Source organism: Streptomyces sp. NBC_01264 (assembly GCF_026340675.1).
GTDB lineage: Bacteria > Actinomycetota > Actinomycetes > Streptomycetales > Streptomycetaceae > Streptomyces.
Genome location: NZ_JAPEOX010000002.1, coordinates 1,954,580 through 1,973,039 on the forward strand (window position 1 = coordinate 1,954,580; position 18,460 = coordinate 1,973,039).

The 18,460-nt window shown below is 71.7% G+C and carries 12 protein-coding genes and 2 pseudogenes; 4 read left to right on the forward strand and 10 right to left on the reverse strand.

Annotation, left to right across the window (positions count from 1 at the left end):
- Positions 1–22: 22 nt before the first annotated feature.
- The 5 genes from OG435_RS41845 to OG435_RS41865 all read right to left on the reverse strand — a co-directional run bounded on the left by OG435_RS41845 (position 23) and on the right by OG435_RS41865 (position 7,032).
- Entirely contained in the window at positions 23–1,186 is a 1,164-nt protein-coding gene (locus OG435_RS41845; RefSeq protein WP_266885516.1) for an XdhC family protein, read from the reverse strand.
- A gap of 97 nt (positions 1,187–1,283) precedes the next feature.
- Entirely contained in the window at positions 1,284–2,747 is a 1,464-nt protein-coding gene (locus OG435_RS41850) for an NCS2 family permease (protein WP_266885518.1), read from the reverse strand.
- A gap of 369 nt (positions 2,748–3,116) precedes the next feature.
- Complete coding sequence (locus tag OG435_RS41855; protein ID WP_266885520.1) at positions 3,117–5,522, reverse strand: xanthine dehydrogenase family protein molybdopterin-binding subunit; 2,406 nt, start codon at positions 5,520–5,522, stop codon at positions 3,117–3,119.
- A 2-nt stretch (positions 5,523–5,524) separates the two neighbouring features.
- Positions 5,525–6,133 carry a (2Fe-2S)-binding protein gene (locus OG435_RS41860; RefSeq protein WP_250744167.1) on the reverse strand — a complete coding sequence of 203 codons (609 nt, stop codon included), beginning with the start codon at positions 6,131–6,133 and terminating at the stop codon, positions 5,525–5,527.
- A gap of 2 nt (positions 6,134–6,135) precedes the next feature.
- Positions 6,136–7,032 carry an FAD binding domain-containing protein gene (locus OG435_RS41865; protein ID WP_250744166.1) on the reverse strand — a complete coding sequence of 299 codons (897 nt, stop codon included), beginning with the start codon at positions 7,030–7,032 and terminating at the stop codon, positions 6,136–6,138.
- Positions 7,033–7,286: 254 nt separating this feature from the next.
- Between OG435_RS41865 and OG435_RS41870 the strand changes: the two genes are divergently transcribed.
- Both OG435_RS41870 and OG435_RS41875 read left to right on the forward strand, forming a co-directional pair.
- Positions 7,287–8,966: a PucR family transcriptional regulator gene (locus OG435_RS41870; RefSeq protein ID WP_266885523.1), complete on the forward strand. Its 1,680-nt coding sequence runs from the start codon at positions 7,287–7,289 to the stop codon at positions 8,964–8,966.
- Between the two features lie 182 nt (positions 8,967–9,148).
- Positions 9,149–9,919: a hypothetical protein gene (locus OG435_RS41875; RefSeq protein WP_266885525.1), complete on the forward strand. Its 771-nt coding sequence runs from the start codon at positions 9,149–9,151 to the stop codon at positions 9,917–9,919.
- Between the two features lie 323 nt (positions 9,920–10,242).
- Here OG435_RS41875 and OG435_RS41880 read toward each other — a convergent pair whose 3' ends face one another.
- Positions 10,243–10,917: a GntR family transcriptional regulator gene (locus tag OG435_RS41880; protein WP_430625828.1), complete on the reverse strand. Its 675-nt coding sequence runs from the start codon at positions 10,915–10,917 to the stop codon at positions 10,243–10,245.
- 113 nt (positions 10,918–11,030) lie between these two features.
- Between OG435_RS41880 and OG435_RS41885 the strand changes: the two genes are divergently transcribed.
- Positions 11,031–11,909 (forward strand): (2Fe-2S)-binding protein, encoded by an 879-nt coding sequence (locus tag OG435_RS41885; protein ID WP_266886545.1) that lies wholly within the window; start codon positions 11,031–11,033, stop codon positions 11,907–11,909.
- A 15-nt stretch (positions 11,910–11,924) separates the two neighbouring features.
- Here the strand turns inward: OG435_RS41885 and OG435_RS41890 are convergent.
- Positions 11,925–12,134, reverse strand: a pseudogene (locus OG435_RS41890) (VOC family protein); the annotation flags it as partial.
- Positions 12,135–12,391: 257 nt separating this feature from the next.
- Between OG435_RS41890 and OG435_RS41895 the strand changes: the two are divergent.
- Positions 12,392–13,486 carry a DUF2637 domain-containing protein gene (locus OG435_RS41895; RefSeq protein ID WP_266885529.1) on the forward strand — a complete coding sequence of 365 codons (1,095 nt, stop codon included), beginning with the start codon at positions 12,392–12,394 and terminating at the stop codon, positions 13,484–13,486.
- 57 nt (positions 13,487–13,543) lie between these two features.
- Here the strand turns inward: OG435_RS41895 and OG435_RS41900 are convergent, their stop codons facing one another.
- From OG435_RS41900 to OG435_RS41910, 3 genes and pseudogenes are all read right to left on the reverse strand, one after another.
- Positions 13,544–13,945, reverse strand: coding sequence for an ATP-binding protein (locus OG435_RS41900; protein WP_430625829.1), 402 nt, complete (start codon positions 13,943–13,945; stop codon positions 13,544–13,546).
- 209 nt (positions 13,946–14,154) lie between these two features.
- On the reverse strand, positions 14,155–15,897 hold the full coding sequence (locus OG435_RS41905) for a pyruvate dehydrogenase (RefSeq protein ID WP_266885533.1): 1,743 nt from the start codon (positions 15,895–15,897) through the stop codon (positions 14,155–14,157).
- A gap of 72 nt (positions 15,898–15,969) precedes the next feature.
- Positions 15,970–16,836 (reverse strand): annotated as a pseudogene (locus OG435_RS41910) (protein phosphatase 2C domain-containing protein); the annotation flags it as partial.
- Between the last annotated feature and the right edge of the window lie 1,624 nt (positions 16,837–18,460).

Here is an 18,460-nt window from a genome sequence, read left to right on the forward strand (position 1 = left end):
CGTGCTACAGCCCGTCAGCTCTTCAAGCGACGGACCCGATCCTGCTGATCACCGTGTTCGTGACGTCCGGGTGGATCGGGATGTGCGCGCCGGTCAGGGCCGCGCCGGTGCCGCCGCGCCGGTTGGCGACGATCTCGGCGGCGATGGACAGCGCGGTCTCCTCCGGAGAGCGGGCCCCGAGGTCCAGGCCGATCGGGGAACGCAGCCGGGCCAGTTCGAGCTCGGTCACGCCCACCTCGCGGAGCCGCTTGTTGCGGTCCTCGTGGGTGCGGCGGGAGCCCATGGCGCCGACGTAGGCGACGGGAAGTTTGAGGGCCAGTTCGAGGAGCGGGACATCGAACTTGGCGTCGTGCGTCAGGACGCACAGGACCGTCCGGCCGTCGATCGCACCGGCGGAGGACTGCTCCTCCAGGTAGCGGTGCGGCCAGTCGACCACGATCTCGTCCGCCTCGGGGAAACGCTTCTTCGTGGCGAACACGGGCCGGGCGTCACACAGCGTGACCCGGTAGCCGAGGAACTTGCCGATCCGCACCAGGGCGGAGGCGAAGTCGATGGCCCCGAAGACGACCATCCGGGGCGGCGGGACACTGGACTCGACCAGCACCTTGAGCGGCTCTCCGCAGAGGCGGCCGTCGGCGCCGATCTCCAGCACACCGGTCCTGCCGGCGTCGAGCATGGCCCGGGCCTCGTCGGCGATGGCCCGGTCGAGCTCGGGGTGACCACCGAACCCGCCCTCGTAGGAGCCTTCGCCCCGGACGAGTACGGCGCGGCCCATGAGCTCGGCCGGGCCTTCGGCGATCCGCGCGACCGCCGCCGCCTCCCCGCGAGCTGCGGCGGCCAGCGAAGCCGCGAACACCTCCCGGGAGGGAGAGTCCACGGGGACCGGGGTCACCAGGATGTCGATGATTCCGCCGCAGGTCAGACCGACGGCGAAGGCATCGTCATCGCTGTAGCCGAAGCGCTCCTGGACGGTCTCGCCGTCCTCGAGCGCCTGCTGGCACAGCTCGTACACCGCACCCTCCACGCATCCACCGGAGACCGAGCCGATGGCCGTGCCGTCACTGTCGACGGCGAGGGCCGCTCCGGGCTGCCGGGGTGCGCTCCCGCCGACCGCCACGACCGTGGCGACGGCGAAGTCACGTCCCTGCTCGACCCACCGGTTCAGTTCTTCGGCGATGTCCAGCATGGGGGCCTCCTCGGAGGGGTTCGGTTTCCAGTATCGGATACGTGGAGGGTGCGGTCCTGCGCTACGGATCAGGTCGAACGGACCTGGTCAGGTCGGCTCAGCCGACGCCGAGCCAGCTCTCGATCGGGTGGAGCGCGAAGAAGACCAGGAAGATTCCGGTCAGCGCCCACATGAAGCCGCCGATCTCACGGGCCTTGCCCTGAGCGACCTTGATGGCGACGTAGGAGATGACACCCGCGGCGACACCGGCGGTGATCGAGTACGTGAAGGGCATGACCACGACGGTCAGGAAGACCGGGATCGAGGTCGAGGAGTCGGCCCAGTCCACGTGGCGGGCGTTCTGCATCATCATCGCGCCGATGACGACCAGGGCCGCGGAGGCGACCTCACCCGGGACGATCTGCGTGATCGGGGTGAAGAAGAGGCAAGCGGCGAAGAAGAGGCCGGTGACGACGGAGGCGAGACCTGTGCGGGCACCCTCACCGACGCCGGTGGCGGACTCGACGAACACGGTCTGGCCGGAGCCGCCCGCGATGCCACCGATGGCGCCACCGGCACCGTCGATGAACAGCGCCTTGGACAGGCCCGGCATGCGGCCCTGCTCGTCGGCGAGCTTGGCCTCGGTACCGACGCCGATGATGGTGGCCATCGCGTCGAAGAAGCCGGCGAGCACCAGGGTGAAGACGATCATGCCGACCGTCATGTAGCCGACGTCGCCCCAGCCGCCGAAGGAGACGTCACCGAAGAGCGAGAAGTCCGGCGCGGAGACTGCCGAGCCCGAGAGCTCCGGCGGGCCGTTCTTCCAGGCCTTCGGGTCGATGTCGACGATGGCGTTCAGGATCGCGGCGAGGACCGTGCCACCGACGATGCCGATCAGGATCGCGCCGGGCACCTTGCGGGCCTGGAGCATGAAGATGGCGATCAGGGTGATGGCGAAGAGCAGGACGGGCCAGCCGGAGAGCTCACCGGTCGCGCCGAGCTGGACGGGGGGCATGAACTCCCCGCCGTTGCCGACGAAGCCCGCCTTCACGAAGCCGATCAGGGCGACGAAGAGGCCGATGCCCATGGTGATGGCGTGCTTGAGCGCGAGGGGTATCGCGTTCATGATCATCTCGCGGAGGCCGGTGACGACCAGGAGACAGATCACGACGCCGTAGACCACGCACATGCCCATGGCCTGCGGCCAGGTCATCTGGGGGGCCACCTGCGAGGCCAGCACGCCGGACACGGAGAGGCCGGCGGCGAGCGCGAGCGGGACCTTGCCGACGAAGCCCATGAGGAGCGTCGTGACGGCCGCGGCGAACGCCGTGGCGGTGATGATCGCCGAGGCGGCCATCTTGTCGCCGTTGACGTCGGCGCCCGAGAGGAGCAGGGGGTTCAGCAGGAGGATGTAGGCCATGGCCATGAAGGTCGTGATACCGCCACGAACTTCGTTGCCGACCTTGGATCCGCGCTTGCTGATGTGAAAGTAACGGTCGAGCCAAGACTGTCCAGCGGGGGTCGAAGGGCCGTTTCCGGCTTCCTCCGCACTGGTCTTGGGCTCCACAGAAGACTGGGTCATGGTGCCTAACTCCCAAGGTTCAAAGGGGCACCCGCATAAAGATTGGAGACACGGGATTTGGGAAAACGCGTTTGGCTGCACGACCCGGGGTGACGGCCCGAGGCGACGCAAATTGTGCACTGCGTGTACTGCGGGTACTGCGAGGGTTCTGCGGTACGGCTGGTACTCCTGGTGTCACCTGGGGTAGTCGGTGCACCGGGGGGTACTGCGGGGGTACTGCCGGTGAAAACTGACCGCGAGCGGTGCGGTCCTGATGACTCCGGACTTCTGTGCTCCGGGCGGTGCGACTGGAAGTGTGACGTTCCCGTGCCGCACCGCCCGGAAATCTGGGGGGGTCCGGGGGCCTCGCGGCCCCCGGACCACGCCGTCCTAGAGAGTGCCGGTGAGCAGTTCCGGACGGATCGGCGTCTTGTTGATCTCCAGACCGGTCGCCGCCCGGATCGCCGCGATGACGGCCGGGGTGGACGAGAGGGTCGGGGCCTCGCCCATGCCGCGCAGGCCGTACGGGGCCTTCGGGTCGGCGAGCTCCAGGACGTCGACCGGGATGGTCGGGGTGTCGAGGATGGTCGGGATCAGGTAGTCCGTGAAGGAGGGGTTGCGCACCTTCGCGGTCTTCGGGTCCACGATGATCTCTTCCATGATCGCGACGCCCAGGCCCTGGGTGGTACCACCCTGGATCTGGCCGACCACGGAGAGCATGTTCAGGGCCTTGCCGACGTCCTGGGCGGTCGCCAGCTCGACGACCTTGACGAGGCCGAGCTCGGTGTCCACCTCGACGACCGCGCGGTGCGCGGCGAAGGTGTACTGGACGTGGCCGTTGCCCTGGCCGGTGACCAGGTCGAAGGGCTCGGTCGCCGCGTGGCGGAACTCGAGCTCGATGTCGATCGCGTCCTCGCCCTCCAGGATGTCGGCGATGTCCGCGAGGACCTCTCCGCCATCGGTGACGACCTTGCCGCCTTCGAGGAGCAGCTCGGCGGTCGCCCACGCGGGGTGGTACGAGCCGTTCTTGCGCCGGCCGATCTCCAGGACCGCCTCGCGGACGGCCTCACAGGTGTTCTTCACGGCGCCACCGGTCATGTACGTCTGCCGCGAGGCGGACGTGGAACCGGCGGAGCCGACCTGCGTGTCGGCCGGGTGGATGGTCACCTGCGTGACACCCAGCTCCGTACGGGCGATCTGCGCGTGGACGGTGATGCCGCCCTGGCCGACCTCCGCCATGGCCGTGTGGACCATCGCGACCGCTTCGCCGTTGATGACCTCGAGGGTCACGCGGGCGGTGGAGTAGTCGTCGAAGCCCTCGGAGAAGCCGACGTTCTTGATGCCGACCGCGTAGCCGACGCCGCGGACGACGCCTTCACCGTGGGTGGTGTTCGACAGACCACCGGGCAGCGCGCGGACGTCCGCGTTCTCGCCGGCGGACTCCCACTGGCGCTCCGGCGGCAGCGGACGGGCCTTGACCCGGCGCAGCAGCTCGGCGACGGGCGCCGGAGCGTCCACGACCTGGCCGGTGGGCATGATCGTGCCCTGCTCCATGGCGTTGAGCTGGCGGAACTCGACCGGGTCCATGCCCAGCTTCGCCGCGAGCTTGTCCATCTGGGCCTCGTACGCGAAGCAGGCCTGGACGGCGCCGAAGCCGCGCATCGCGCCACAGGGCGGGTTGTTCGTGTAGAGCGCGATCGCCTCGATGTCCACGTCCTCCAGGACGTACGGACCGACCGAGAGCGAGGAGGCGTTGCCCACGACCGCCGGGGAAGCGGACGCGTACGCGCCGCCGTCCAGGACGATCTTGCACTTCATGTGCGTGAGCTTGCCGTCCTTGGTGGCGCCGTGCTCGTAGTACAGCTTCGCCGGGTGACGGTGCACGTGGCCGAAGAAGGACTCGAAGCGGTTGTAGACGATCTTGACCGGCTTCTGCGTGGCCAGGGCCAGCAGGCAGGCGTGGATCTGCATCGAGATGTCTTCGCGGCCACCGAACGCGCCGCCGACGCCCGAGAGCGTCATGCGGACCTTCTCCGGCGGCAGGCCCAGGACCGGGGCGATCTGCTGGAGGTCCGAGTGCAGCCACTGGGTGGCGACGTACAGCTCGACACCGCCGTCCTCGGACGGTACGGCCAGACCGGACTCCGGGCCGAGGAAGGCCTGGTCCTGCATGCCGAAGGTGTACTCGCCCTCGACGATGACGTCGGCGCGCTTGCGGGCCTCTTCCACGTTGCCGCGGATGATCGGCTGGCGGTGCACGATGTTCGGGTGCGGGACGTGACCGATGTGGTGGTCGTCACGGCCCTCGTGGATCAGCGGCGCGCCCTCGGCGAGGGCGGAGGCCTCGTCCGTGACGAGCGGCAGCTCACGGTAGTCGATCTTGATCTTGGCGGCCGCGCGGCGGGCGGTCTCCGGGTGGTCGGCGGCCACGAGGGCGACCGGCTCACCGTGGTGGCGGACCCGGCCGTTGGCGAGAACCGGGGTGTCCTGGATCTCGAGGCCGTAGTTCTTCATCTCGGCCGGCAGGTCGTCGTACGTCAGCACCGAGTAGACACCCGGCATCGCCAGGGCCTCGGAGATGTCGATGGAGACGATCTCGGCGTGGGCGACGGTGGAGCGCAGGGTCTGGCCCCACAGCATGTCCTCGTGCCACATGTCCGAGGAGTACGCGAACTCACCGGTCACCTTGAGGGTGCCGTCCGGGCGCAGCGTGGACTCGCCGATGCCGCCCTTGTTGTGCTTCTGCGTGACGTTGGTCGGCGTACCCGCCGGGACCGTGCGCGTGTTCTGGGCCATGGTCAGACCGCCTCAGACTGACGGGCGGCCGCGAGGCGGACCGCGTCGAGGATCTTCTCGTAGCCCGTGCAGCGGCAGAGGTTGCCGGACAGGGACTCACGGATGTCCTGGTCGGACGGGGAGGGGTTCTCCTCCAGCAGCGCGTCGGCCTGGACCAGGAGGCCCGGGGTGCAGAAACCGCACTGGACGGCGCCGGCGTCGATGAACGCCTGCTGGATGTTGGAGAGCTCGACGCCCTCGCCGGTCTGCGAGTCGCCCGGCTTGGCCTGCCACTGCTTGGCCGCGTCCAGGGTGACGCCGCCCTTGCTGCCGCAGCCGCCGCCGGTGCCGCAGGCACCGCCGTGGCCGTGCTCGTCGCGCTGCTTGGCGAACTCCGCCAGGCCCTCGACGGTCACGACGTCGCGGCCCTCGACCTGACCGGCCGCGACCAGACAGGAACAGACCGGCACGCCGTCGAGACGGACGGTGCAGGAACCGCACTCGCCCTGCTCACAGGCGTTCTTCGAACCGGGCAGGCCCAGGCGCTCGCGCAGGACGTAGAGAAGGGACTCGCCCTCCCAGACGTCGTCGGCTTCCTGCTGACGGCCGTTGACAGTGAAATTGACGCGCATGATTACGCAGCCCCTTCAAGCGAGCGGCCGTTGTTCGAACCGCGGTACTGCTCCCACGTCCAGACGAGCTGGCGGCGAGCCATGATGCCGACCGCGTGGCGGCGGTACTTCGCCGTGCCGCGGACGTCGTCGATCGGGTTGGCCGCGCCGGAGGCGAGGTCACCGAACTGCTTGGCGATCGACGGGGTGATGACCTTGCCGGACTCCCAGAAGCCACCCTCTTCGAGCGCGGCGTTGAGGAACTCCTCGGCGGCCTTCGCCCGGATCGGGGTCGGCGCGGCCGAACCGATACCGGTACGGACCGTGCGGGTCTCGGGGTGCAGCGCCAGGCCGAACGCGCAGACGGCGATGACCATCGCGTTGCGGGAGCCGACCTTGGAGTACTGCTGGGGGCCGTCCGCCTTCTTGACGTGGACGGTCTTGATGAGCTCGTCGGCGGCCAGCGCGTTGCGCTTGACGCCGGTGTAGAACTCGTCGATCGGGATCAGGCGGGATCCGCGTACGGACTCCACCTCGACCTCGGCACCCGCCGCGAGGAGCGCGGGGTGGGAGTCGCCGGCCGGCGAGGCGCAACCGAGGTTGCCGCCGACACCGCCGCGGTTACGGATCTGCGGGGACGCGACCGTGTGCGAGGCGAGCGCGAGTCCCGGAAGCTCCGTGCGGAGGTTCTCCATGATCTGCGTGTACGGGACGGAGGCGCCCAGACGTACCACGTCCTCGCCGACCTCCCACTCCCGCAGGAGACCGATGCGGTTCAGGTCCAGGAGGTACTCCGGCCGACGGTGGTCGAAGTTGATCTCGACCATCACATCGGTGCCACCCGCAATCGGCACAGCTGTGGGGAACTCGGCCTTAGCGGCGAGCGCCTCCTCCCAGCTGGCGGGGCGAAGGAAGTCCATGTGCGGCTCTCTTCTTCTTAATCGGGTCGTTCACTTCAAGCCAGGAGGCCGTTGGGCCCTCGACTGGTCGTTCACGTGCTGTTAACGCGGTGTGGACTCAGTACACCGGCCCTGCGTCCCCCGGGTGCAGTCACCGAAACCATGAAGGAGTTGGCTGGGGACCTCCCTCGTCTTGTAGATTCGTATGAAAGGCAGGATGCGACGACCTGCCCGATTTCCAACGGCAACATTCGAGACAGATCGGCGGCGACATCATGCGGCTGCGCGCACTGCTGGAAACCGAGGCGCTGGGGCTGCGGCTGCTGGGCGGCGAGGAAGAACTCGACCGGACGGTCCGCGGGGTCATGACGACCGACCTGAGGGATCCCAGCCGATACCTATCCGGAGGGGAACTGGTCCTCACTGGCCTGGCATGGAGACGAAATTCAGCCGACTCCGAGCCGTTCGTACGAATCCTCGCGAGCGCCGGCGTGGCCGGGCTGGCGGCCGGCGAGGCCGAGCTGGGTGACATTCCCGACGACCTGGTCACGGCGTGTCTTCGCAACCGTCTCCCGCTGTTCGCTGTAAACGAAGACGTTGCATTCGCCACCATCACCGAGTACGTGGTGCGGCAGGTGTCGGGAGAGCGCGCCGGGGACCTCGCCGCCGTCGTGGACCGCCATCGGCGGCTCATGACCTCCGGTCCGGCCGGTGGTGGACCCGATGTGGTGCTCGATCTGCTCACCACGGACCTCGATCTCCGGGCCTGGGTGCTCTCGCCCACGGGCCGGCAGATCGCCGGGGCGGGCGAGCCGCTGGCGCCGGGCATCTGCGCGGCACTGGCGAGCGAGCACCTCGCGGCGGTCCGGACGGGCCGCAGGGGTCCGCACCGGATCTCCCTCCAGGGTATTACGTACTCCCTCTTCCCGATCAGGGGACACGGGCGCGGAGCCGCAGGTCCGGCGGCCAGGGACGTCCGCGAGAGCGTGCTCTCCGACTGGCTGCTGGCCGTCGAGGCCGACGCCGGTGACTGGCCGGCCGAGCGGCTCGACCTGCTCCAGGGCGTCACCCAGCTCATCGCCGTCGAGCGGGACCGCCGCGACGCGGCCCGTACGGTGCGCCGCCGCCTGGCCCAGGAGGTCCTGGAGCTGGTCCAGACGGGCGCTCCGCCCGCCGAGATCGCCGCCCGCCTGCGGGTGGCCGCGCCGGTGCTCCTGCCCGGCCTGGGCACCGCCCCGCACTGGCAGGTCGTCGTGGCCCGGGTGGACTGGGACGGCGGCGACATCGCCGGCGGCCCCGTAGCCCAGTCGCTCCTCGAGGAGATCCTGGTCGACCCCTCGGTCTCCGGACCGGAACCGTCCGACCGGATCGCCGTCGCGCACGCCGGGGACGAGGCGATCGCCCTCGTACCCCTGCCCGCGCCCGCCGGGGAGCCCGGCGAGGAGAAGGGCCCCGACACCGCCCTGCACGCGGAAACGCTGCTGGCGGCCGTACGGGACCCCCTGGCGGCCGGTCTCGCCGACGACGGCCGGCTCACCCTGGGCGTCAGCGCGGCCGTGTCCTCCGCCGAGGGCCTGCGCGGGGCCCTGGAAGAGGCCCGGCACGCCCGCCGGGTCGCGGCGGCCCGCCCGGGCCGGGTCTGCGCGGCCGGCCACCACGAGCTCGCCTCGCACGTCCTCCTCCTCCCGTTCGTCCCGGACGACGTCCGCCGCGCCTTCACGGCCCGGCTGCTGGACCCGCTGCGCGACTACGACCGCCGCCACCGCGCGGAGCTCATCCCCACCCTGGAAGCCTTCCTGGACTGCGACGGCTCGTGGACCCGCTGCGCGACGCGGCTGCACCTCCACGTCAACACGCTGAGGTACCGGGTCGGGCGAATCGAGCAGTTGACGGCGCGGGACCTTTCCCGCCTGGAGGACAAGCTCGACTTCTTCCTGGCACTGCGGATGAGCTGAGAAGATCCACCACCTGACCGGCCGGGGGGCCGGTCGGGGGTGGCTGATGATCCGTCCGGACTTTGTGAAAGAGTTCACCCAACCCCTTGGCCGAACCCGCCGATCCGTGCTCTCATTTCGCCCCAGGGCTCAACGACGTGCTGCTTGGTTGCTTTGGGGAGGGCAATGTGGCGGATACCGCCATGTCCAGTGCCGGAACTATCGGGGGAGACGACCCCCTCCAGCGGGCGATATGGCGGCTGCGCTCGCGCGGCTGTTGGACCGACGCGGCGGCCCTGCTGACGCCGCACCTGCACGACGCCGGAGCCGCCGTACAGCGGACCGGACTGCTGGTCGAGCGCTGCCTGTTCACGGGCCAGGGCTGGGCCGAGGCGGAGGACGCGCTGCGGGTGGCCGAAGCGGTCTCCCAGGACGACGACGACCGGGGCGCGGCCGCGTGCGAACGCGGTCACCTGGCGTACGCGGCGACCGTACTGGGCGTGCGCGACCGGGCCGACGAGGCCCGCTCCGCGCTCGGCCGCGCGGCGGCGCTGCTGTCGCCCGGGTCCCGCACCCGGCCCCTCCTCGACTTCCGGCGGGGCCTGGTCGCGGAACACCTCGCCGACGCGCCCTCCTCCGCGCTGCCCGCCTACCGGCGGGCGCACGCGGGGGCCCTCGCCCACGGCGACACCCTCCTCCTCTCGTTCACCTGGCGGCACCTGGCGGCGCTGGCCCTGCGGGACGGGGAGGTCACCGAAGCCCGCAAGGGCTTCGCGGAATCCCTCCGCATCCGGGAGGACCTCGGCTTCCTGATCGGCACGGCACCCGCCCTGGCGGCCCTGGCCGAAGCCGAACCGGAACCGGAGGCCACCCGCCTCCGCGCGGAGGCCCGCCGCCTCTTCCACCTCCTGGGCGGCATCCCCACCTGGCTGGCGGACCAACTCCACCCGAGCGCGGCCCCCACTCCTTCTTGACGCGGAGCTCGCACCGCCGCGCCGGCCTCCGGCCGGCGGTGCCCGGTCGGTGCTGCCGCCACCGCCGTCCCGACGCGGGGCCCGGTGGGCGGGTGCGGGTGGGGTGCCCTGTGGGGCTGGGTACCCTACCCGCCCTTCCACCGTTCCCCGGGCTCCGCCCGGACCCCCTGGGGCTCCGCCCCAGACCCCCGGTCCTCAAACGCCGGACGGCTGAAATGGCGCGGCCCGGGCCGGTGCCAACCCGGACCCCGGCCGACCCCAGCCCCGCCGGCGTTTGAGGCGCAGGGGTCCGGGGACTGGTCCCCGGCGGCACCGCCGCAGGGTCAGGGCGACAGGAAGTGCGCGCGGATCAGCGCCTCCGCCACCCCGACATCCCCCGCGGACAGCGCAACCACCACCGCCACATGCTCCGCCGCATCCGCGACGAGATCCGCCCGACGCACCCGCCGCGGCCCCGGCAGGGGCCACTGGGACCGCCGGTGGAGATCCTCCGCCACCAGCAGGAGCTGCGCGTTGCCGGCCAGCCCAAGCACCGCACGGTGGAACGCCCGGTCCGCGTCCGCATACCGCGCCGCATCACCCGCGGCCGCCGCCGCCTCCGCCTCGGCCGCCGCGGGCACCACCGCGGCCCAGTCCCCGGCCGGCACCGTACGGGCCAGCCGCAGCATCACCGGGACTTCGAGCAGCGCCCTGACCTCAGCCAGCTCCGCCAGCTCCACCGGGGTCCGGGTCAGGACCCGGAAGCCCCGGTTGGGGAGGCATTCGACGACCCCCTCCAGCGCCAGCTGCTGCATCGCCTCGCGCACGGGCGTCGCGGAGACCCCGAACCGCTCCCCCAGGGCCGGGCCCGAGTAGATCTCCCCCGGTGCCAGCTCTCCCGCGAGCAGCGCCGCGCGCAGGGCGTCGAGGATCTGCCCGCGCACGGAGTGCCGTACGACTTTGCGTTCCTGCTGTTGCGGCACCCGGGCTCGGGCCGTATCGCGCACTCGGTCCTCCACGGGTTTCGACCTGCACCCGAAGAATAGCCCGCCTTCCCACACCCCACGGAGATCAGGTAAGGTAAGGCTTACCTGTTAACGATCGCGTGATTCGGTGGTTCGCCATGACCGTCATGACCGTGGCGCCCACCCAGGGCCACGCACACCCCGCACGCACCCCTGCCCCGGCCGGCTCTCCGGTGGCAGACGCGTACGCCCGGCTGACCGAGGCCTACGGTGGACTGCGCGTCACCGAGCTCGCCCCGCACGAACCCTCCCCTCGCGGTGTGGGGTGGGTCGGTGCGGACGAGCTCGCGGCGGGCGGCGAGGCCCTGGAGACGTTCCTCGCGTGGGACGAGGCGCAGATCCTCCGCGACTACGGGCGCCCGGGTCGGCCCGACGTGGTGGCGGGGTTCGGGCTGCACCGGTACGCGTGGATGGCCTGTCTGCCGATCACGATCCCGTGGTTCCTGGACCGGCGCGTACCGCTCCTGCCCCCGGAGGCCGTGTCCTTCCACCGGACGCAGGGCCGGATGGCCGTCCGCGTCCACTCGTTCGCCTGCCTGCCGGACGACCCGGCGGCCGCGCTCCCCGGGGCCCGGGTCGTGCCCGACGAGGACGCGCTGCGCGCGGAGGTGCGGGCTGCGGTGGCCCTGCACCTCGAACCGGTCATGGAGGGCTTCGGCCCGCGGACGCGGCGCGGGCGGCGCGCCCTGTGGGGCATGGTGACCGACGACGTGGTCGAGAGCCTCTGGTACGTGGGGAACCTGCTCGGCGAAGCCGAGGAGCAGCGGGCGATGCGCGAGCTGGACCGGCTCTTCCCGGGCTCGACCGCCCCCTTCACGGGCGGCGCGGGCTTCCGCACCCTCGAGGCCCCGGACGGCCGGCAGCTGCCCACCCGTGACCGGGCGAGCTGCTGCTTCTTCTACACGATCCGCCCCGACGACACCTGCGTCACCTGCCCCCGCACCTGCGACGAGGACCGGGTGGCACGCCTGACCGCCGACAGCTGAGGGGCTCGGCCCGCCCTACGGCGCCAAGCTGCGCAGCACGCAGAACTCGTTGCCCTCGGGGTCGGCCATGACCTCCCAGCTCCGGCCCGGGCCCTGGCCCACGTCCGCCCGCGTGGCGCCGAGGCCGAGCAGCCTGGTCACCTCGTCCTCGGTACTGGCGTCGATCGGGCTGACCTCGATGTGCAGCCGGTTCTTGGCGGCCTTGCCCTCGGGCACCCGGACGTACGGCCGCGACCGAGTTACGGCGCCGCCGCCTCCGCCCGCTCAACCCACCCGTCCGGCTGACGGAAATCGAACTCAAGCCGCCCCACGCGAGCAGGAGTTCGATCCGCAACACCCTATCCGGCGGGCTCCGCCCCCCGTTGGCGTCCACTTGCTCCGAAACCCGCGTGTACGACTCACCGGCTGCGCCACTATGGCGCCCGGAAAGCCGCACCGGCCACAAGCCGAACAGCCGCATACGCGAGGCAAGGGACAACCGCATGAGACTGACCGACATATCGCTGGACTGGCTGCTGCCCGGCAGCCTGCTGATCCTGGGCGTACTTGCGGCAGTGGCGGTACTGGCCCGGGGCAAGCGCGAAGGCGAGAAGGCCGGGGCGGCCGAGGACAGTTGGGAGCGCAGCGAGGAGCGGCGGCGGCGCAAGGAAGCCGTCTACGGCACCGCCTCCTACGTCCTGCTCTTCTGCTGCGCGGCGGTGGCCGCGGCGCTCTCCTTCCATGGACTGGTCGGCTTCGGCCGGCAAAACCTCAACCTCTCCGGGGGCTGGGAGTACCTGGTCCCCTTCGGCCTCGACGGCGCCGCCATGTTCTGTTCGGTGCTCGCCGTCCGCGAGGCCAGCCACGGCGACGCGGCCCTCGGTTCGCGCATGCTGGTCTGGCTGTTCGCGGGAGCCGCCGCCTGGTTCAACTGGGTGCACGCGCCGCGCGGCCTCGGCCACGACGGGGCTCCGCAGTTCTTCTCCGGCATGTCGCTCTCGGCGGCCGTGCTCTTCGACCGCGCCCTGAAGCAGACCCGCCGGGCCGCACTGCGCGAACAGGGCCTGATCCCGCGTCCGTTGCCGCAGATCCGGATGGTGCGCTGGCTGCGGGCACCCCGGGAGACCTTCGGCGCGTGGTCGCTGATGCTGCTGGAGGGGGTCCGCACGCTGGACGAGGCCGTGGACGAGGTGCGCGAGGACAAGAAGGAGAAGGAGAACGACCGGCACCGCCGTCGGGAGCAACACCGGCTGGACCGGGCGCACATCAAGGCGCTCGGCCGGCAGAACAGGGCGTTCGGGCGGATCGCCCGGGCCCGTCAGGTCGAGGTGCCGGGGCTGACCCCCGGAGCGGGCTCCGCGCCGGTCGGCGCGGAGCCGGCCATAGCGGAGACCGGACAGCTGCCCCTACGGCGCCGGCCCTCCCTGCAGGCCGTGAGCGGAACCGAGCCCGGCAACACGGCTGACACGGCCGATATGACCGGCACGGCCTTCGGCCCCCGGACGGTGGACCTCACCGCCGAGGACGACACGCAGACGCTCCCCCGGCTCGACTCCCTGGAACGCAAACTGAAGGATCTGGAGCAGCAGTTCGGCTGATGTGGCGACGGGCACGGGCCCGTCCGGGATCCGGCTCGCGGGGTCCGCCCGATCACCTCAGGCGGGCCCCGCCTCCTTCGCTCCGTCGAGCTCGAACGACATGAGCTCGAACCACACCACCTTGCCGCCGCCCAGTGACAGTCCGAGGGCGTCCACGCCCCAGGCGTCGGCGAGCGACTGCACCAGCACCAGCCCCCTGCCGTGCGTACCGTCGTCGGCGGACGGTACGTGCGGCCGGGGCCGGCGGGCGGCGTAGTCGCGGACCTCCACCCGCAGCCGGTCGGCTGCCAGCGTCGCGGAGACCTCGGCGCCCTGATCGGTGTGGACGAGGGCGTTGGTGACGAGCTCGGTGATCAGCAGCTCGGCCACCTCGGCGGCCTCCGCCCGGCACCGGTGGCGCATCAACTCCCGTAAGTCCCTGCGGACTTCTCCCACTGCTTTCAAGTCTGCGCGTCGCACGCTGCGGATGATCCCCGAGGCGTCCGTCGCCGTCCCGTCCTCGGCCGACGGTTCGCGCGGCACCGGCCGTCCCCTCCGCCACAGCCTTCCGGCCTTCGCCCCCACCCGCACGGCGATGTACCTCCCGTTTGCCCACTGCCCCGACGGCCCGTCGGTCGAACAGGCCTACGGGATGCATGCCCCCCGGGGGAATCCGCACGCATTCGGACTCAAGGGCGGGGCACGTTGCGGAGGTTGGATCGCGCCATCTGGATCATCCGGCCCACCCCTCCGTCCAGCACGATCTTGCTGGCCGAAAGTGCGAATCCGGTCACCATCTCGGCGCTGATCTTCGGTGGAATGGACAGGGCGTTGGGGTCCGTGACCACGTCCACCAGAGCGGGTCCCTTGTGCTTGAAAGCGTCCTTCAAAGCGGCTGTGAGCTGCTTGGGCTTCTCCACCCGGACCCCGTACGCGCCCGCCGCGCGGGCGATCGCCGCGAAGTCGGGGTTCTTATTCGTCGTTCCGTACGAAGGAAGGCCGGAAACCAGCATCTCCAACTCGACCATGCCGAGGGATGAGTTGTTGAAGAGGACCACTTTGACGGGGAGGTCGTACTGCACCAGGGTGAGGAAATCTCCCATCAGCATGGAGAAACCACCGTCGCCCGACATCGACACCACTTGACGTCCGCGATCGGTGAACTGTGCGCCGATGGCCTGCGGAAGGGCGTTGGCCATAGAGCCGTGGCTGAAGGATCCGATGATGCGGCGCTTTCCGTTCGGGGAAAGATAGCGCGCCGCCCATACGTTGCACATGCCGGTGTCCACGGTGAACACGGCGTCCTCGTCAGCCAGTTCGTCGAGCACGGCGGCCACGTACTCGGGGTGGATGGGCGTGTGCTTCTCCACCTTGCGCGTGTACGCCTTCACCACTCCCTCCAGCGCGTCCGCGTGCTTCTTCAGCATCCGGTCGAGGAACCGGCGGTCCGTCTTGGCCTTCACCCGGGTGTTCAGCGCGCGCAGGGTCTCCCGTACGTCGCCCCAGACCGCGAGGTCCAGTTTGGAGCGGCGGCCGAGGTGTTCCGGCCGGATGTCCACCTGGACGATCTTGACGTCGTCGGGGAGGAAGGCGTTGTACGGGAAGTCCGTGCCGAGCAGGATCAGCAGATCGCACTCGTGGGTGGCCTCGTAGGCCGCGCCGTAGCCGAGCAGCCCGCTCATGCCGACGTCGTACGGATTGTCGTACTGGATCCACTCCTTGCCGCGCAGGGCGTGGCCGATGGGCGCCTTGACCCGGCCGGCGAACTCCATGACCTCGGCGTGCGCGCCGGCGGTGCCGCTGCCGCAGAACAGGGTGACCCGGTCGGCCTCGTCGATGAGCCGGACCAGCTTGTCGATCTCCCCGTCGCCGGGCCGTACGGTCGGCCGCGCGGTCACGAGCGCCTGCTCGACGCTCTTCTCCGGGGCGGGCTGGGAGGCGATGTCGCCGGGCAGCGACACCACGCCGACGCCGCCGCGCCCGATGGCGTGCTGGATGGCGCTCTGCAGGACCCGGGGCATCTGCCGGGGGTTGGAGATCAGCTCGCTGTAGTGGCTGCACTCGGTGAACAGCCGGTCGGGGTGGGTCTCCTGGAAGTAGCCGAGGCCGATCTCGGAGGAGGGGATGTGGGAGGCCAGCGCGAGGACCGGAGCCATGGAGCGGTGGGCGTCGTAGAGCCCGTTGATCAGGTGGAGGTTGCCGGGCCCGCAGGAGCCCGCGCAGGCGGCGAGGGACCCGGTGATCTGGGCCTCGGCGCCGGCCGCGAAGGCGGCGGTCTCCTCGTGGCGTACCTGGATCCACTCGATGTCGCCTGTGCGGCGGATCGCGTCGACGACGGGGTTCAGGCTGTCCCCGACGACCCCGTACATCCGGCGCACGCCGGCGCGCACGAGAATGTCGATGAACTGCTCCGCCACGTTCTGCTTGGCCATGGTGGGGGCGCCCTTCCCTTTTCCGGTTCCGTTCTGCCGCGTGCGCCTCCCATCCACGCACGATCCGCCGGGTTACGCCTCCCAGACCGCGGCGGCCGTCCGGTCGTCGGCGTAGCCCTTGAGGCGGAGCTGGGTGTCCGCGAGGAAGGCGGCGAGGCCCGGCGGGGGTGCGTCGGCCCAGCGGGCGGAGAGCTCGGCCGAGAGCGGCTGCTCCTCGCGCATCGGCTCGGCGAGGCCGCCGGAGCACAGGAGCAGGGTGTCGCCGGCCCGTGCCACGGAGGCCCGGAACCGGAACCGGAACCCGGCGGCCGCCCCCGCCGCCGGTGGGGGGTCTTCCAGGTCCCGCCACTGTCCGTCCCGGAGCCGGAACAGACCGCCCGCGCCGGCGCCGAAGCAGATCCGGGTGCGGCAGCCGGGGTCGACCGGCAGCAGCAGTCCGCGCAGCCCGGCCGTGTAGCCGTCCTCCGGGAGCCCCAGCTCGGCGGCGCGGGCGCGCAGCTGCCCGTAGCCGCGGTCGGTGAGCCGCTGGAGCCCCGAGCGCAGGGCTTCGCGGCGGCCGTCCCGGATGTCCTGCGACAGCCGCTCCTGGCTCCGCCCGACGGCTCCGGCGACGGAGCGGCACACCTCGGCGGCGGCCTCCGCGGCCCCGGGCGCGGCCCGGTCCCCGCCGGCGAGCACGACCAGCACCAGCGCGTCGGGGCCGGTGCCGAAGCGGGCGGTGAGCAGGAAGTCCCGCCGCGCCTCGCCCCGGAACCGGGCGGAATCCCCGCGCACGGAGGCGGCGCGCAACGTGTACCCGCCGTACTGGGCCCCCTCCAGCACGGTGTCGGGCGTCAGCGAGCCGAGCCCGGCCGGATCGGCGGCGGGCAGTGCGACGGGCTCGGCGGCGTAGGTGGGCGGCCGAGCCCCCAAGTACGCCACAACGGGCCGCGCCCCCCCGAACCCTTTTTGCCCGGCTCCGGAGCCACCGTCCTGACCCGACCCGGAGAGTCCCTCTTGGCCGGTTCCGGGGCCGCCCGGCCCCGAACGGCCCTCTTGACCTGGACCCGATCCACCGTCCCGGCCCGGTCCCGAGCCGGCCCCTTGTCCGGGTCCGGACCAGGTCCCTTGACCTGCCCCACGATCCTGCCCGCCAGGCAATGCCCCCGCCCCGAGGCCGACACCACCCCCGGACACGGGAGCGGAACCCCACCCCGCCCCGGACCCAGGATGCGATCCAAGGGCGAAGCCGGTTTCGGGCCCTACCCCGGACCTGGGATCCGCCCCGGAGCCAGAATCGGTGCCGGTGCCGGTGCCGGGGCCGGAGCCGGAGCCGGTGCCGGGGCCGGGGCCCGCACCCCTGCCGGTGCCGGTACCAAGGCCGGGGCCCGTCCCGAGGCCGGTGTCGGAGCCGAGGCCGATACCCAGGCCGGTGTCGGAGTCGGTGCCGAGGCCGGTGCGGGAACCGGTATCGGGGCCAGGGCCCGTACCGGCCCCGGTGCCTGTGCCGGGGCCGGAGCTGACGCCGGAGCCGAGACCAGCACCCAGGCCGGGGCCTGTGCCCCTGGCCGTGCCGGTGGCTGCACCGGATCCTTGGCCGGTGTCGGAGCCGGTATCGAGGCCAGGGCCCGTACCGGCCCCAGGGCCGGTGCCAGCCCTGGGGCCGGTGCCAGCCCTGGGGCCGAGGCCGGATCCCGTACCCGCGCTGGCGCCGAGGCCGGTGTCGGAGTCGAGCCCAGTGCCCAGGTCGGAGCCAGTGCCTGCGTCGGAGTCGAGGCCTGTGCCGAGGTCTCTGCCGGGGTCGATTCCAGAATCGAGAGCAGAGCCGGAGCCGAGGCCAGAATCGGGGCCGGGGCCGGCCCCTGAGCCCGGAGCGGAGCCCGGAGCGACTGTGGAAGCGGAGCCCCAGCTCGGGTACGACCCGGCGCCAGGCGCCGTCCACGGGCTCGGACCGGCATCCGCACCTGGTGCCACACCTGAGCCCTGAGCCGAACCCGGTGCCGCGCCCGAACCCGGTGCCGAAGCCGGTGCCGCCCCCGGACCGGATGCCGAACCTGGCGCTGCCCCCGGACCGGATGCCGAACCCGGTGCCGCCCCCAGACCAGGTGCCGGACCCGGTGCCGCCCCCAGACCAGGTGCCGGACCCGGCCCCTGAGTCGCACCCGGTGCCTGCGCCGAGCCGGACTCGGCCGGGGCGCCCGAGTACCCGGCTCCGGTGTGTGTGCCGTCCAGGTCGTGCAGGGCGCCCGCCGGGTCCGGCTTCGGGGCCGCAGCCGCCGGGGGCGCGTCATCCCGTGGGCCCCAGCTCCAGTCGGACGGTTCCCCCGACTCATCGGCGGGCAGCGCGGGTGGGACGGCGACGCTCCCCAAGGCGTACCAGGTCTGGCCGCCCTCCCTCGGATCCCGCGGCGGCGGCAGCACCGAGCCGCCTCCGTACGCGTCCTCGGCCCGGGGATCCGGCCCCGGCGACCCTGCCTCCACCACCGGCCCGGGAGCACCGGCGAGAAGCTCCCGTTCGCCCTCGGACACCGGCCCGGGAGCACCCCCGAGAGGCTCCCGTTCGGCCTCCACCACCGGCCCGGGA